Origin of the sequence: Entomomonas sp. E2T0 (assembly GCF_025985425.1) — a bacterium.
GTDB lineage: Bacteria > Pseudomonadota > Gammaproteobacteria > Pseudomonadales > Pseudomonadaceae > Entomomonas.
Genome location: NZ_CP094972.1, coordinates 208,568 through 224,675, shown reverse-complemented (window position 1 = coordinate 224,675; position 16,108 = coordinate 208,568). Strand labels below are relative to the sequence as shown.

The following is a 16,108-nucleotide window of genomic DNA, read 5'->3' as shown; positions in this document are numbered from 1 at the left end:
TAATCTATTATGAAACAATTGCTTATTCGTTTTTTTAGATTGGAAGCGGCATCAGGTATCTTATTGATTATAGCTACCATTTTAGCATTAATAGCTAGTAATAGTTTGCTTAGTGATTGGTACAATAATTTTTTAAATATACCTGTTATGTTGGCAGTTGATAAGTTAGTGATTGATAAGCCATTGTTGTTATGGATTAATGATGGGCTAATGGCTATCTTCTTTTTACTCATTGGTTTAGAAGTAAAAAGGGAAGCATTACAAGGTCAACTCTCCAAAGTTTCACAAGTGATTTTGCCAACGGTTGCAGCCTTTGGCGGGATGATTGTTCCTGCTATTATTTATTGGGTATTTAATCAAAGTGACCCACAAGCTCATAGTGGTTGGGCTATCCCAATGGCAACTGATATTGCTTTTTCTTTAGGCATTTTGGCATTATTGGGCAAAACGGTGCCAGTCCCTTTAAAATTATTTTTGATGACCTTAGCTATTATAGATGATCTTGGGGCTATTCTTGTTATTGCATTATTTTATTCTGGTGATGTATCACTAGGAGCATTAGGGCTGGCAGGGATTTGTTTAATTGTATTGATTACTTTGAACTTGCTGAAAGTTAGAAGTATAGGTCTTTATTTAATTATTGGCTTTATTTTATGGGTTTGTGTATTAAAAAGCGGTATACATGCCACTATTGCAGGGGTTGCCTTAGCCTTTACTATTCCTTTAAAACTTAGAATGACTAAAGCGGAGCATATTCATCCACCACTTATTAAGTTGGAGCATGCATTAAGCCCTTGGGTTTCTTATGTTATTTTGCCTCTATTTGCCTTTGTTAATGCTGGAGTTTCTTTTGCTCATGTCACCCAAGATCATTTATTAAGTACGGTTACATTAGGCATAGTACTGGGGCTTTTATTGGGTAAAACCATTGGTATTTTTAGTTTTACATGGATAATAGTAAAATTAGGTTTTGCTAAACTCCCTAAAGGTTCTGATTGGTCTCTGCTCTTTGGAGTCTGCATACTTTGCGGTATAGGTTTTACCATGAGCCTCTTTATTGGTGGTTTGTCTTTTCCAGCTAATAATGAGTATGTAGGCATTGATAGAGTGGGTATTTTGATAGGTTCTTTTTTATCTGCTGTCATTGGTTATTGTGTAATGTATAGAGCACTTAAAAAGAAAGCCAAATCATCATAATTTGATAGAGTATTTTCCTTAATATACTTCTTAATTTAGGTAGGTTAAATTTATAGTTGTTGTGTTTAGTAAATTTTAGTATAATCCCGCCCCTTGCTCTATTGTGGGCATGTAAAACTGAAAATTAACTCCTTGCTTGATACTTGCTGATTACAAGTACAGGCTATTAACCCGTAAGGAGCAGCTATGCGTCATTACGAAATCGTATTTTTAGTGCATCCAGACCAAAGTGAACAAGTACCTGGTATGGTTGATCGCTATAAAAAAATTATTGAAGAAGATGGTGGTAAAGTTCATCGCCATGAAGACTGGGGCCGTCGCCAATTAGCTTACTCTATCAACAATGTTCATAAAGCACACTACGTGTTATTAAATGTTGAATGTGGTGCTAAAGCATTAGCAGAAATTGAAGACAATTTCCGTTATAACGATGCGGTTATTCGTAATTTAATCATCCGTCGCGATGAAGCAATTACTGAACAATCTGATATTGTTAAAGCTGAAGAAAACCGCAACTCTCGTGGCGATCGTCGTCGTGATGATGTGATTCTTGAAGATCAAGATGACATTGAAGAAGATGATGATATGTTAGAAGAAGTTGACGCTTCTGACGAAGAGTAATTCCCAGATTAAATGAGGAGCCACTATTATGGCACGTTTTTTCCGTCGTCGTAAGTTCTGCCGCTTCACTGCTGAAGGTGTGCAAGAGATCGATTACAAAGATTTAAATACATTAAAAGCATACATTACTGAAACAGGTAAAATTGTTCCTAGTCGTATTACAGGAACTAAAGCTAAATACCAACGTCAATTAGCAACAGCAATTAAGCGTGCTCGTTACTTAGCTTTATTACCTTATACTGATGGCCACGATCGTTAATATTTAACCCTATAAGTTTATATTAGCTATTAATGATAGTTTTTGATTAAAGTTGATTTTACTTTAACTAAAGACTAGAAAAGATTGAAATGACGAGGTAAGACTTAAATGGAAGTCATCCTATTAGATAAAGTTGAAAATCTTGGTAACTTAGGTGACAAGGTTAATGTAAAATCTGGTTATGGCCGTAACTACTTACTTCCACAAGGTAAGGCAACAATGGCTACGCCAGAGAATATTAAAGTATTCGAAGAGCGTCGTGCTGAGCTTGAAAAACAAGCTGCTGATAAATTAGCTGCTGCACAAGCGCGTGCTGCTAAGTTAAATGAGCTTGAAATTTCTATCACAGCAAATGCAGGTGATGAAGGTAAGTTATTTGGTTCTATTGGTACTCATGATATTGCTGAAGTTTTAACTAATAATGCAGGTATCGAAGTTCATAAGAGCGAAGTACGTTTACCTAACGGTACTATCCGTAATGTTGGTGAATACAGCATTGATTTACACCTACACTCTGATGTAGATGCTACTATCAAATTAATTGTTGTAGCTGGCTAATTTATACTACTTATTTATAGTCAGTATAAAATATAATAGGCACGTTAACGTTTTTACGTTAACGTGCTTTTTATTTTTTGATGGTTTAAAAGTAGGCGCAGATGGCAAATATAACACCTGAACAACATGATCTAGAAATAGCAGCTTTAAAAGTACCTCCTCATTCTATTGAGGCTGAACAAGCTGTGTTAGGTGGAATAATGTTAGAAAACAACACATGGGATCGTGTTGAAGATGTTGTTTCAGATAATGACTTTTACCGTCATGATCATCGCTTAATTTTTAGAGCAATTGCTAAACTAGCCGAACGCAATCAACCCTTTGACGTAGTTACTTTATCTGAACAGCTGGATAAAGAAGGCGTGTTAGAACAAGTAGGTGGTTTAACCTATTTAGCAGAGCTAGCTCGTAATATTCCATCAGTAGCTAACATTAGAGCTTATGCACAAATTGTTAGGGAGAGAGCTACTTTAAGACAGCTTATTAGTGTAAGTAATGATATTGCGGATAGTGCCTATGTTCCTAAAGGCCGTACAGGTGATGAAATACTTGACGATGCTGAACGAATGATCTTCCAAATTGCCGAAGGTCGACCTAAAACAGGTGGCCCTGAAGTTATTAACAATATTCTTGCTAAGACCATTGATCGTATAGATGAATTATTTAACTCCAATAATGCGTTAACAGGTATCTCAACAGGCTTTGCTGATCTAGACAAAAAAACCAATGGTCTACAAGCAGCAGATCTTATTATTGTGGCAGGTCGTCCCTCAATGGGTAAAACCTCCTTCGCCATGAACCTTATAGAAAATGCTGCTTTAAGAACAGATAAAGCTGTTCTAGTTTACTCTTTAGAAATGCCTGCTGAATCATTAGCCATGAGAATGCTTTCCTCATTAGGCCATATTGAACAAGGTAAAATTAGAACGGGTCGTTTAGATGAAGATGATTGGCCTCGTTTAACATCAGCAATAAATCTACTTAATGAATGTAAATTATTTATTGATGATACGGCGGGTATTAGTCCTTCAGAAATGCGTTCAAGAACCCGTCGCTTAGCACGTGAGCATGGTGAAATAGGCTTGATTATGGTTGACTACCTGCAATTAATGCAGCTAGGTAATGGTGGTAGCGAGAATAGAACCAATGAAATTTCTGAAATTTCACGTTCTTTAAAAGCCTTAGCAAAAGAATTTAACTGTCCAGTTATTGCTTTATCCCAGTTAAACCGTTCACTTGAAAGTCGACCTAATAAACGACCTGTAAATGCCGACTTACGTGAATCTGGAGCAATCGAACAGGATGCTGACGTTATTATGTTTATCTATCGTGATGAAGTCTATCATCCAGAAACAGAATATAAGGGCGTGGCTGAAATTATTATTGGTAAACAACGTAATGGCCCTATTGGTACAGTAAGACTTGCGTTTTTAGGTAAATATACCCGCTTTGAAAATTTAGCAGCTGGTATGTACGATTTTGATGATGAATAAAATATAGGCAGTATGTATTATGCAAATCAAATTGGCCAATCCCCGTGGTTTTTGTGCTGGTGTAGATAGAGCGATTGAAATTGTTAATCGTGCACTTGATCTTTTTGAACCTCCTATCTATGTCCGTCATGAAGTAGTACATAACAAATTTGTAGTAGAAAACTTAAAGAGTCGTGGTGCAGTATTTGTAGAAGAGCTAGATCAAGTTCCAGACGATAATATTGTTATCTTTAGTGCTCATGGTGTTTCCAAAGCGGTTAGAAAAGAAGCAGAAAATAGAGGGTTAAAAGTTTTTGATGCTACTTGTCCTCTAGTAACAAAAGTACATATGGAAGTGGTACGTTATAGTCAAAAAGGTCAAGAGTGTATTCTTATAGGTCACGCAGGGCATCCAGAGGTAGAGGGTACCATGGGGCAGTATGACTCTAGTCAAGGTGGTTCTATATACCTTGTGGAAAATGAACAAGATGTACAGCAACTACAAGTTCATAATCCTTCTGCTTTGGCCTATGTCACTCAAACGACTTTATCTATGGATGATACAGCTAAAGTCATTGATGCATTACGAGAAAAATTCTCTGAAATTCAAGGGCCTCGTAAAAATGATATATGTTATGCCACCCAAAATCGCCAAGATGCAGTAAAAACATTAGCTGCTGAATGTGACTTAGTGCTCGTAGTAGGAAGTCCAAATAGTTCTAATTCAAACCGTTTACGTGAGTTGGCAGAACGTATGGGAACTAAAGCTTACCTAATAGATGGTGTACAAGATCTAAAGCAACAATGGTTTGATGGTGTCAATAATATTGGTATTACTGCAGGTGCATCGGCTCCAGAAGTACTAGTTCAAGAGGTGATTCAACAGCTACAGAGCTGGGGGGCTACCAATCTAATAGAACTGGATGGACAGTTAGAAAATATTACTTTCTCTATGCCAAAAGAGCTTAGAATAAAAGAACTATAACTATTTATAAAATTACTCTTCTTATATGTCCTGTAAATACAGGGTTTATTAATTTAATTAAAAATAGTTTAAAAAAGTAGTTGACGGGTTTTGTTGATCGCGTATAATGCGCGTCCTCGATAGGCAGTAAGCAAAAAGTTGGTTACCAAACTATCACTGTTCTTTAACAATATAAATCAAGTAAATCGTGTGGGTGTTTGTAGTACTGGTAAGAAATATCAGTAATATAAACAACTCGTCATAGATTGAGTTTTTAGATTACTGAGCCGTTTTAGAACCTTATGGTTCAAAAGATTTTAAACTGAAGAGTTTGATCATGGCTCAGATTGAACGCTGGCGGCAGGCCTAACACATGCAAGTCGGGCGGTAACAGGTCTTTCGGGATGCTGACGAGCGGCGGACGGGTGAGTAAAGTCTAGGAATCTGCCCAGTAGTGGGGGACAACGCGGGGAAACTCGCGCTAATACCGCATACGCCCTACGGGGGAAAGGTGCTTTATTGTACCGCTATTGGATGAGCCTAGATCAGATTAGCTAGTTGGTGGGGTAAAGGCCCACCAAGGCGACGATCTGTAGCTGGTCTGAGAGGATGATCAGCCACACTGGGACTGAGACACGGCCCAGACTCCTACGGGAGGCAGCAGTGGGGAATATTGGACAATGGGGGAAACCCTGATCCAGCCATGCCGCGTGTGTGAAGAAGGTCTTCGGATTGTAAAGCACTTTAAGTTGGGAGGAAGGGGTGAAGTAACGACTCACCTTTGACGTTACCAACAGAATAAGCACCGGCTAACTTCGTGCCAGCAGCCGCGGTAATACGAAGGGTGCAAGCGTTAATCGGAATAACTGGGCGTAAAGCGCGCGTAGGTGGTTTGTCAAGTTGGATGTGAAATCCCCGGGCTCAACCTGGGAACTGCATCCAAAACTGACTGACTAGAGTACAGTAGAGGTTAGTGGAATTTCCTGTGTAGCGGTGAAATGCGTAGATATAGGAAGGAACACCAGTGGCGAAGGCGACTAACTGGACTGATACTGACACTGAGGTGCGAAAGCGTGGGGAGCAAACAGGATTAGATACCCTGGTAGTCCACGCTGTAAACGATGTCAACTAGCCGTTGGGACCCTTGAGGTTTTAGTGGCGCAGCTAACGCAATAAGTTGACCGCCTGGGGAGTACGGTCGCAAGATTAAAACTCAAATGAATTGACGGGGGCCCGCACAAGCGGTGGAGCATGTGGTTTAATTCGACGCAACGCGAAGAACCTTACCTGGCCTTGACATGTCCGGAATCCTACAGAGATGTGGGAGTGCCTTCGGGAATCGGAACACAGGTGCTGCATGGCTGTCGTCAGCTCGTGTCGTGAGATGTTGGGTTAAGTCCCGTAACGAGCGCAACCCTTATCCTTAGTTACCAGCACGTAAAGGTGGGCACTTTAAGGAGACTGCCGGTGACAAACCGGAGGAAGGTGGGGATGACGTCAAGTCATCATGGCCCTTACGGCCAGGGCTACACACGTGCTACAATGGTTGGTACAGAGGGTTGCCAAGCTGTGAAGCGGAGCTAATCTCAGAAAACCAATCGTAGTCCGGATTGAAGTCTGCAACTCGACTTCATGAAGTCGGAATCGCTAGTAATCGCGAATCAGAATGTCGCGGTGAATACGTTCCCGGGCCTTGTACACACCGCCCGTCACACCATGGGAGTGGGTTGCTCCAGAAGTAGCTAGGCTAACCTCGTGAGGCCGGTTACCACGGAGTGATTCATGACTGGGGTGAAGTCGTAACAAGGTAGCCGTAGGGGAACCTGCGGCTGGATCACCTCCTTAAACGAAAGCTGGTACTACAAGTACCCACACGAATTACTTGATTTATAATTGCAAAGAACGAATTGGGCGGATGCCTAAAAAGTTAACAGATTAGGGTCTGTAGCTCAGCTGGTTAGAGCACACGCTTGATAAGCGTGGGGTCGTAGGTTCAAGTCCTACCAGACCCACCAATTAAATGGGGCCATAGCTCAGCTGGGAGAGCGCCTGCCTTGCACGCAGGAGGTCAGGAGTTCGATCCTCCTTGGCTCCACCAGATAATAATCAAAAGAAGCTAGAAGCTAATTCTTTTAAGCAAAGAGAATTACCTTCTAACTTTTAAAGTTAGACTGTTCTTTAACAAATTAGATATGCAAAGAAGTAAAGATTAATTAGTAATTACTGGTCTAATTACTAATGCTGAGGTGAAAATATTGCGAACTCAAGCGCAAATTTTCGGCGAAACAAATGTCGATTCTTTGGTTGTGTAGCTTTAGATTACTAGATAATTTAGGGTTATATAGTCAAGTGAATAAGCGCATACGGTGGATGCCTTGGCAGTCAGAGGCGATGAAAGACGTGATACCTGCGAAAAGTTACGGGGAGCTGGGTACAAAGCATTGATCCGTAAATGTCTGAATGGGGAAACCCAACTGAGAGAACCTCAGTTATCCAGTACTGAATACATAGGTACTGAGAAGCGAACCAGGGGAACTGAAACATCTAAGTACCCTGAGGAAAAGAAATCAACCGAGATACCCCAAGTAGTGGCGAGCGAACGGGGTGCAGCCAGTGTTCAGAAGCATATGTATTAGTGGAATGGTCATGGGAAAGCCAATCATAGAGGGTGATAATCCCGTACACGAAAATACGCATGTGGATCTAAGTACACAAAAAGTAGGTCGGGGCACGAGAAACCTTGACTGAAGACGGGGGGACCATCCTCCAAGGCTAAATACTACTGACTGACCGATAGTGAACCAGTACCGTGAGGGAAAGGCGAAAAGAACCCCGAGTAGGGGAGTGAAATAGAACCTGAAACCGTATGCGTACAAGCAGTGGGAGCGGACTTGTTCCGTGACTGCGTACCTTTTGTATAATGGGTCAGCGACTTATATACAGTAGCAAGCTTAACCGAATAGGGGAGGCGTAGCGAAAGCGAGTCTTAATAGGGCGCCTAGTTGCTGTGTATAGACCCGAAACCAAGCGATCTATCCATGGGCAGGTTGAAGGTTAGGTAACACTGACTGGAGGACCGAACCGACTACCGTTGAAAAGTTAGCGGATGACCTGTGGATCGGAGTGAAAGGCTAATCAAGCTTGGAGATAGCTGGTTCTCCTCGAAAGCTATTTAGGTAGCGCCTCATGTATAACTTCTGGGGGTAGAGCACTGTTTCGGCTAGGGGGTCATCCCGACTTACCAACCCGATGCAAACTCCGAATACCAGAAAGTTCTAGCATGGGAGACACACGGCGGGTGCTAACGTCCGTCGTGAAAAGGGAAACAACCCAGACCGTCAGCTAAGGTCCCAAAATTTTGGTTAAGTGGGAAACGATGTGGGAAGGCATAGACAGCTAGGAGGTTGGCTTAGAAGCAGCCATCCTTTAAAGAAAGCGTAATAGCTCACTAGTCGAGTCGGCCTGCGCGGAAGATGTAACGGGGCTCAAACCAAATACCGAAGCTACGGGTTCACGTTTTACGTGAGCGGTAGAGGAGCGTTGTGTACGCCTGTGAAGGTCAATTGAGAAGTTGGCTGGAGGTATCACAAGTGCGAATGCTGACATGAGTAACGACAATGGGTGTGAAAAACATCCACGCCGAAAGACCAAGGTTTCCTGCGATACGTTAATCGAAGCAGGGTTAGTCGGCCCCTAAGGCGAGGCTGAAAAGCGTAGTCGATGGGAAATAGGTTAATATTCCTATACTTCTAATAACAGTGATGGAGGGACGGAGTAGGCTAAATCAGAGTGGCGTTGGTTGTCCACTTGAAAGGCTGTAGGTAGATCTCTTAGGCAAATCCGGGAGATTATTACTGAGAACTGATGACGATTCATTTATCTTAAATGGAAAGTGATTGATGCCATGCTTCCAAGAAAAGCTTCTAAACTTATGTTATTAGGAACCGTACCCCAAACCGACACAGGTGGTCAGGTAGAGAATACCAAGGCGCTTGAGAGAACTCGGGTGAAGGAACTAGGCAAAATGGCACCGTAACTTCGGGAGAAGGTGCGCTGGTGGTAAGTGAAGTTCCTCGCGAATGGAGCTGAAGCCAGTCGAAGATACCAGGCCGCTGCAACTGTTTATTAAAAACACAGCACTCTGCAAACACGAAAGTGGACGTATAGGGTGTGACGCCTGCCCGGTGCCGGAAGGTTAATTGATGGGGTTAGCTTAGGCGAAGCTCTTGATCGAAGCCCCGGTAAACGGCGGCCGTAACTATAACGGTCCTAAGGTAGCGAAATTCCTTGTCGGGTAAGTTCCGACCTGCACGAATGGCGTAATGATGGCGGCGCTGTCTCCACCCGAGACTCAGTGAAATTGAAATCGCTGTGAAGATGCAGTGTATCCGCGGCTAGACGGAAAGACCCCGTGAACCTTTACTGTAGCTTTGCACTGGACTTTGAACCTGTTTGTGTAGGATAGGTGGGAGGCTTTGAAGTTAGGACGCTAGTTCTAATGGAGCCAACCTTGAAATACCACCCTGACATGTTTGAGGTTCTAACTCTGACCCGTTATCCGGGTTGAGGACAGTGTATGGTGGGCAGTTTGACTGGGGCGGTCTCCTCCTAAAGAGTAACGGAGGAGTACGAAGGTGCGCTCGGCGTGGTCGGAAATCACGCTAAGAGTATAAAGGCAAAAGCGCGCTTGACTGCGAGACAGACAAGTCGAGCAGGTACGAAAGTAGGTCTTAGTGATCCGGTGGTTCTGTATGGAAGGGCCATCGCTCAACGGATAAAAGGTACTCCGGGGATAACAGGCTGATACCGCCCAAGAGTTCATATCGACGGCGGTGTTTGGCACCTCGATGTCGGCTCATCACATCCTGGGGCTGAAGCCGGTCCCAAGGGTATGGCTGTTCGCCATTTAAAGTGGTACGCGAGCTGGGTTTAGAACGTCGTGAGACAGTTCGGTCCCTATCTGCCGTGGACGTTTGAGATTTGAGAGGGGCTGCTCCTAGTACGAGAGGACCGGAGTGGACGAACCTCTGGTGTTCCGGTTGTCACGCCAGTGGCATTGCCGGGTAGCTATGTTCGGAAGAGATAACCGCTGAAAGCATCTAAGCGGGAAACTTGCCTCAAGATGAGATCTCACTGGGGATTTAATCCCCCTAAAGGGCCGTTGAAGACTACAACGTTGATAGGTTGGGTGTGTAAGCGTAGTGATACGTTGAGCTAACCAATACTAATTGCCCGAGAGGCTTGACTATATAACCCCAAGTTATTTAGTTAACCAAAGAAAGACAAGCAAAAGTCGAAAGTGAGCAAATGAGTTCGTTTGCCAAAGCGTAGACTAGACTGAAATAATGATTAATCTTTACAGCATACAAAAGCATATCTGATTTGGGTGATGGGGTAAGATAACCAAGAACCTTCTCACCATAAAGAATTGCTTGAGGAAAATAGAGCGTTGGAACCACCTGAATCCTTCTCGAACTCAGTAGTGAAACGACGTATCGCCAATGGTAGTGTGGGGTCTCCCCATGTGAGAGTAGGTCATCCTCAAGCTCCTAAACAAAAGCCCCATCATAAACTTATATGATGGGGCTTTTTTATTTACAGATAAATTTAATAATAAATAGAAAATATTAGATGGCTGGTTAAAGTCATTAAAAATACTATATTAGATTACAGTAACTTCTTACCTTAGCGGCTGGGATTCAACCATAATGTTGGTTCTTGATATCTTTAGCATATAGCCAAGCACCATAGATTGAGATTACCTCTAAGTTTTCATTTTTGTTAATATCTAATTCTGTTGGATTGTAATCTATTACTAATTCATTATCCTCAAGGAGGTATTTAGATATGTAGGTAGTATATCCATCTATTTCACACAGATACCAGTCAACAAACTCTTCGCAGGACTCTTTAATGGTAACTCTTGTTCCTTTTGGGAAAGTTGGAAAAATTCCTTCATTTTGGTGGGAGCTAGTAGTTGTTACTTGTAGCATAATCTCTCTCTATTAGATCCTAAACAAATATTAATGTGTATGATTACTCCATAATAACTCTTAATAATAAGTAATCCAAATTAGTATTTTTAATTTTATTAAAGGGTATTTTGTGAAGTTTTAGATATCCAATGAGTAATTGAAATACTTCATTATTTTTAGAAAGGTTATTGGGGATGGATTCTATTTTTATTAGAGCATTGCTAGAAGATTTGTGATCTGTTTTTGAGTATAAGTTGATTTCGAGTGGATAACTTTTCCTATCATACACTTTATATTCACTGTTAAGAATATCTATTACTTCCATTTGGCATAGAGTTGTACTTGAAAGAATAGTTCATTGATAATTCCTGTAGGCCAAGTCCAGATATTAGCCCGAGCAACAAGGATAACAGTAAGTAAACCAAATAATGTACCTAAAAATTTAGCGTAACTTAAATGATAATTAAGCACTGTTAACATCACTGCGTTGATATCAAAGAGAAAGTTTATCGTTTTTATATAAAGGGAAAGATTTTTCTCAATTTATCTATTCTAAATTAGTTGTTAAGTCAAAAGCTATAATTGTTTGATTTAGTTTAAGGTAAATATTAATTAAGATAAGTGTTAGTTTTGTTTTATTGTTTTTTATCAGTTTTATTATTTTTGAAAGTATTATGCTAATAAACGGATATTTACTAATTAGGGGATAGTAAAATGAGGAAAAAATTAATATCAGTTTTGCAGTCTATTTTGTTATGCATATTATATTCATGGGGAGGCTATGTCTGCGCTGAACAGGATGCTTCTAAGTTTTATTTACCTAATGATATTACTCAGGCACAAGCTGAGCAGGTAATGGCGGCAGCGGTAAAAAAGGCAGTTGATAATAAGCTTTTAATGAATATTGCTATTGTGGATGCAGGTGGAAATTTAAAGGCTTTTGTACGTATGGATGGGGCATTCCTAGCTAGTATTGATATTGCCATTAAAAAGGCTAAAACAGCACGTTCTCTTAATATGTCGACTTATGAGTTAAGTAAATTAGCACAACCTGGCAATGAGCTTTATGGAATAGAAGCTACCAATGGTGGTATGGCTATTTTTGGTGGTGGTGAGTTAATAAAGAATAAGGATGGTTTAATTGTTGGTGCTATTGGCGTTAGTGGTGGCAGTGTGGCTGAAGATATGACTGTGGCGCAAGCAGGTGCTGCTGTGATGGTTAAGTAAAATTAGGTATCTATTTTTTTATCAATTTAATCATGAAGTATTTTGGGTAAATGATTATAAAGTACTATTTTATATTGGGAGTTTAATTATGTTAATTAAAAGATTGGTATTAGGGTTAGTTGTGGGATTGTTATCAACAATGGTTTTAGCTGAATATTATCCAAAAGAAGAATTAATTACTTTTGATAGAGATTCAGTAGCAGGTGGTAAAGGCAAATTATATGGTAATTTTGCATTTAAACGTGATGCTGCGTTGAAAGATCATGCCATTAAAGAAATTGGTTGGATGACATTACAACCTGGGGATTCTATAGGATTACATAAACATGAATTAAATGAGGATGCGTATATTATTATATCTGGTGAGGGTACTTTTAAAGATACAGATGGTAAACAATATGCTGTTAAAGCTGGTGATATAACCATTGTACGCAAAGGGGAATCACATGAGTTAGTCAATACAGGTAAAGAGCCGCTGATATTTTTAGATGTTATTGCTGAACAGTGATATTTTCTTACTAAGGGTTGGTAAAAAGTTTTACTAATCCTTAGTACAAGAAAGCTAAAATTTATAAGAAAAATAACAAAAAGAATGCAGAATATCGGCTTATTTATTCAAAAAATTTATTTTATTATACTTAAGAATTATTCTCATTAATATTGTTTGTGATGTACATCAAGTTTTATTAGAACGTTCTGTATTACTATATGTTGTGTTTGTTATATTAAATGTCACTATATGTAGAGTTTTCCCATGAATGATCAGCAGCTCAGACTTCCTAGTAATATCCGTAAACGTGATGGTCATATTGCCATTTTTGATGCTAAGAAAATAGAAAATGCTATAGCAAAAGCAGGTAAGGTAACAGGTGACTTTGATGAGTCAAAAGCTAATCAGTTAACTGTAAAAGTATTAGGAAATATTGCAGGGAATGATTTATTAAATATTGAATCTGTACAAGATTATGTAGAGCGCACATTAATGGAAGAAGGTTATTTCAATACAATGCGTGCTTATATTGTTTATCGTGAGCAACATAATCGTTTAAGACAAGATCATAAAACAGTGATTGATGTGTCCGCTTCAATGAATGAGTACCTTAATCAGGAGGATTGGCGAGTAAGAGCAAATGCTAATCAAGGTTATTCATTAGGTGGATTGATTTTAAATGTGTCTGGGAAGATTACGGCTAATTATTGGTTAGATGAGGTTTATGCCCCAGAAATTGGTGAAGCTCATAGGGTAGGTGATTTACATATTCATGATTTGGATATGTTAGCAGGTTATTGTGCTGGTTGGTCATTACGTACTTTGTTATTTGAAGGTTTTAATGGGGTGCCTGGTCGTGTAGAAGCAGCTCCGCCAAAACATTTATCTAGTGCTTTAGGGCAGATGGTTAATTTTTTGGGAACCTTACAGAATGAATGGGCAGGTGCTCAAGCTTTTAGTTCGTTTGATACTTATTTAGCTGCTTTTATTCGTAAGGATAATTTAAGTTATGATAAGGTTCGTCAATCTATTCAAGAGTTTATTTATAATTTAAATGTACCTTCTCGTTGGGGTACGCAAACCCCTTTTACTAATTTAACGTTTGATTGGGTATGTCCAGAAGATTTACGTGAGCAAGTACCTGTGATTGGCGGTGAAGAAATGCCGTTCACTTATGGTGAATTGCAAGTAGAAATGGATATGATTAACCGCGCTTACATTGAGGTTATGCAAGCAGGTGATGCCTATGGTCGAATCTTTACTTTCCCTATTCCTACTTACAATATTACTCATGATTTTCCTTGGGAAAGTGAAAATGCTACCCGTTTGTTTGAGATGACAGCTCGTTATGGTTTACCTTATTTCCAAAACTTTTTAAATTCTGATTTGGCACCCAACTTGGTACGGTCTATGTGTTGCCGTTTACAATTAGATGTGCGTGAGTTATTAAAGCGTGGTAATGGTTTGTTTGGTTCTGCTGAACAAACAGGATCACTAGGCGTTGTAACTCTAAACTGTGCGCGTTTAGGTCACCTATATAAAGGTAATAAGCAAGCACTTTATCAGCGTTTAGATGAATTATTAGAGTTATCTCGTGATAGTTTAGAAGTAAAACGCAAAGTTATTCAGCGTCATATGGATAATGGTCTGTATCCTTACACTAAACGCTATTTAGGTACTTTACGTAATCATTTCTCAACTATTGGAGTAAATGGTATCCATGAGATGATTCGTAATTTTACAGATGATGCAGAGGGTGTTCATACAGAACAAGGTCATAAGTTTGCTGTTGAGTTTTTAGATCATGTTCGAGCTAAATTAGTGGAGTTTCAAGAGCAAACTACCCATTTATATAATCTTGAAGCAACACCTGCTGAAGGAACTACTTATCGCTTTGCTAAAGAGGATAAGAAACGTTTCCCAGATATTTTACAAGCAGGTACAGCAGAAGCACCTTATTATACAAACTCTTCGCAGTTGCCTGTGGGAATTACTGATGATCCTTTCTATGCATTAGAAATGCAAGATGATTTACAGACTAAATATACAGGTGGAACAGTATTGCATTTATATATGGCTGAGCAAGTTTCTTCAGCAGAGGCTTGTAAAAAGTTAGTTCGTAATGCATTAACTAAATTTAGATTACCTTATTTAACAGTTACACCTACTTTCTCCATTTGCCCAGTACATGGATATCTGGCAGGTGAGCATGAATATTGTCCAAAATGTGATGAAGCCTTATTACAGCAACAAAGTGCGCAAGCAGCTAAGACTTGTAGTAGCTGCTAAGCAGTAAACTTAATTTTAGAGAGGTATTATATGACTAAAGAGCAATTACCAGTAGAACAAAGACAACGTTGTGAAGTATGGACTCGAGTGATGGGTTATCATCGTCCTGTGAGCGCGTTTAATCTAGGTAAACAATCTGAACATAGCGAGCGTCAACACTTCACTGAGTGTGCTGCTGGTAAAAGTTGTCATCAATAATTAACAGAATTAACTCGTGGGAGTAATAATGAGCGCTTTAACTCATCCCTCAATAGCCAACTCTACTACTCCCATTGAGTTATATCCTACTCTGCATGTTGGTGGCTTTGTGCCACTGACGACATTAGATTATCCAGATCATTTAGCTTGTGTTGTTTTTTGTCAGGGTTGTGCTTGGCGTTGTCGCTATTGCCATAATGGTGATCTTATACCGCCAAGAACGAATGATGAATTAGCTTGGCAAGAAATTATAAGTTTTTTAGAAAAACGCAAAGGATTATTAGAGGGTGTTGTTTTTAGTGGGGGAGAACCTACATTACAACGAGGTTTGTTACAATGTATTGAACAAGTAAAGGCAATGGGCTATTTAGTAGGACTACATAGTGCAGGGATTAAACCAAAACTGTTTGAGCAGGTGGTAAATAAAGTTGACTGGGTAGGTTTTGATATTAAAGCTTTGCCTGAAGATCATCAGCAAATTACTTGTGTGCAAGGAAGTGGAGAGGCAAACTGGTTAAGTTTAGAGTATTTATTGGAGAGTGGTACTCACTATGAAGTGCGTACCACTGTTCATTGGCATTTATTAACAGTAGAGAAGTTAGAACGCTTAGCTAATAAGTTACGAACAGTAGGTGTTGAGAAATTTGTAGTACAGGTAGCACGACATAAGCAAATGTTAGATGCTGAATTACCTGTAACACCTCCCCCTTTAGAAAAACAACAACTGTGGGATTATTTGGCTAGTTTATTTCCTAGCTTTATATTAAGAGAAGCATAACGTATTAAAATTAATAAGTAATTTTAATGTATAAATAAATATTCTGAATAATTGCTTAACTACACTTAATTGTTATTATT

The 16,108-nt window shown here is 39.8% G+C and carries 11 protein-coding genes, 2 tRNA genes, 3 rRNA genes and 1 pseudogene; 15 read left to right on the top strand and 2 right to left on the bottom strand.

Features of this window, described 5'->3' with window-relative positions; genetic code table 11:
• Positions 1 to 9 precede the first annotated feature (9 nt).
• The 11 genes from nhaA to rrf all read left to right on the top strand — a co-directional run bounded on the left by nhaA (position 10) and on the right by rrf (position 10,618).
• The gene (gene nhaA, locus MTZ49_RS01085; protein ID WP_264746580.1) at positions 10 to 1,197 is read left to right on the top strand and encodes a Na+/H+ antiporter NhaA; all 1,188 of its coding nucleotides are present in this window, start codon (positions 10 to 12) and stop codon (positions 1,195 to 1,197) included.
• 186 nt (positions 1,198 to 1,383) lie between these two features.
• Positions 1,384 to 1,818 (top strand): 30S ribosomal protein S6, encoded by a 435-nt coding sequence (gene rpsF / locus MTZ49_RS01080; protein ID WP_264746579.1) that lies wholly within the window; start codon positions 1,384 to 1,386, stop codon positions 1,816 to 1,818.
• Between the two features lie 28 nt (positions 1,819 to 1,846).
• Positions 1,847 to 2,077 carry a 30S ribosomal protein S18 gene (gene rpsR, locus MTZ49_RS01075; protein WP_201093780.1) on the top strand — a complete coding sequence of 77 codons (231 nt, stop codon included), beginning with the start codon at positions 1,847 to 1,849 and terminating at the stop codon, positions 2,075 to 2,077.
• Between the two features lie 108 nt (positions 2,078 to 2,185).
• Positions 2,186 to 2,635, top strand: coding sequence for a 50S ribosomal protein L9 (gene rplI, locus MTZ49_RS01070; protein WP_201093781.1), 450 nt, complete (start codon positions 2,186 to 2,188; stop codon positions 2,633 to 2,635).
• A gap of 101 nt (positions 2,636 to 2,736) precedes the next feature.
• Positions 2,737 to 4,128: a replicative DNA helicase gene (dnaB, locus tag MTZ49_RS01065; RefSeq protein ID WP_264746578.1), complete on the top strand. Its 1,392-nt coding sequence runs from the start codon at positions 2,737 to 2,739 to the stop codon at positions 4,126 to 4,128.
• A gap of 19 nt (positions 4,129 to 4,147) precedes the next feature.
• Positions 4,148 to 5,092: a 4-hydroxy-3-methylbut-2-enyl diphosphate reductase gene (ispH, locus tag MTZ49_RS01060; RefSeq protein ID WP_264746577.1), complete on the top strand. Its 945-nt coding sequence runs from the start codon at positions 4,148 to 4,150 to the stop codon at positions 5,090 to 5,092.
• A gap of 298 nt (positions 5,093 to 5,390) precedes the next feature.
• A 16S ribosomal RNA gene (locus MTZ49_RS01055) occupies positions 5,391 to 6,916 on the top strand.
• Positions 6,917 to 7,009: 93 nt separating this feature from the next.
• Positions 7,010 to 7,086, top strand: a tRNA-Ile gene (locus MTZ49_RS01050).
• A gap of 7 nt (positions 7,087 to 7,093) precedes the next feature.
• Positions 7,094 to 7,169, top strand: a tRNA-Ala gene (locus MTZ49_RS01045).
• A gap of 245 nt (positions 7,170 to 7,414) precedes the next feature.
• A 23S ribosomal RNA gene (locus MTZ49_RS01040) occupies positions 7,415 to 10,320 on the top strand.
• 182 nt (positions 10,321 to 10,502) lie between these two features.
• Positions 10,503 to 10,618 (top strand): 5S ribosomal RNA (rrf, locus tag MTZ49_RS01035).
• Together the 16S, 23S and 5S rRNA genes with 2 tRNA genes alongside form the textbook arrangement of a ribosomal RNA operon.
• A gap of 152 nt (positions 10,619 to 10,770) precedes the next feature.
• Here the strand turns inward: rrf and MTZ49_RS01030 are convergent.
• Both MTZ49_RS01030 and MTZ49_RS01025 read right to left on the bottom strand, forming a co-directional pair.
• Positions 10,771 to 11,064 carry a hypothetical protein gene (locus MTZ49_RS01030; RefSeq protein WP_264746576.1) on the bottom strand — a complete coding sequence of 98 codons (294 nt, stop codon included), beginning with the start codon at positions 11,062 to 11,064 and terminating at the stop codon, positions 10,771 to 10,773.
• Positions 11,065 to 11,361: 297 nt separating this feature from the next.
• Positions 11,362 to 11,526, bottom strand: a complete 165-nt coding sequence (locus MTZ49_RS01025; protein ID WP_264747802.1) for a nicotinamide mononucleotide transporter family protein — start codon at positions 11,524 to 11,526, stop codon at positions 11,362 to 11,364.
• A 234-nt stretch (positions 11,527 to 11,760) separates the two neighbouring features.
• On the opposite strand from MTZ49_RS01025, the gene MTZ49_RS01020 reads away from it, so the two are divergent.
• From MTZ49_RS01020 to MTZ49_RS01005, 4 genes and pseudogenes are all read left to right on the top strand, one after another.
• Entirely contained in the window at positions 11,761 to 12,273 is a 513-nt protein-coding gene (locus tag MTZ49_RS01020; RefSeq protein ID WP_264746575.1) for a GlcG/HbpS family heme-binding protein, read from the top strand.
• A gap of 88 nt (positions 12,274 to 12,361) precedes the next feature.
• On the top strand, positions 12,362 to 12,781 hold the full coding sequence (locus MTZ49_RS01015) for a cupin domain-containing protein (RefSeq protein ID WP_264746574.1): 420 nt from the start codon (positions 12,362 to 12,364) through the stop codon (positions 12,779 to 12,781).
• A gap of 246 nt (positions 12,782 to 13,027) precedes the next feature.
• Positions 13,028 to 15,250: pseudogene (locus MTZ49_RS01010) on the top strand (ribonucleoside triphosphate reductase).
• 28 nt (positions 15,251 to 15,278) lie between these two features.
• Positions 15,279 to 16,028, top strand: coding sequence for an anaerobic ribonucleoside-triphosphate reductase activating protein (locus MTZ49_RS01005; protein WP_264746573.1), 750 nt, complete (start codon positions 15,279 to 15,281; stop codon positions 16,026 to 16,028).
• The last annotated feature ends 80 nt before the right edge of the window (positions 16,029 to 16,108 follow it).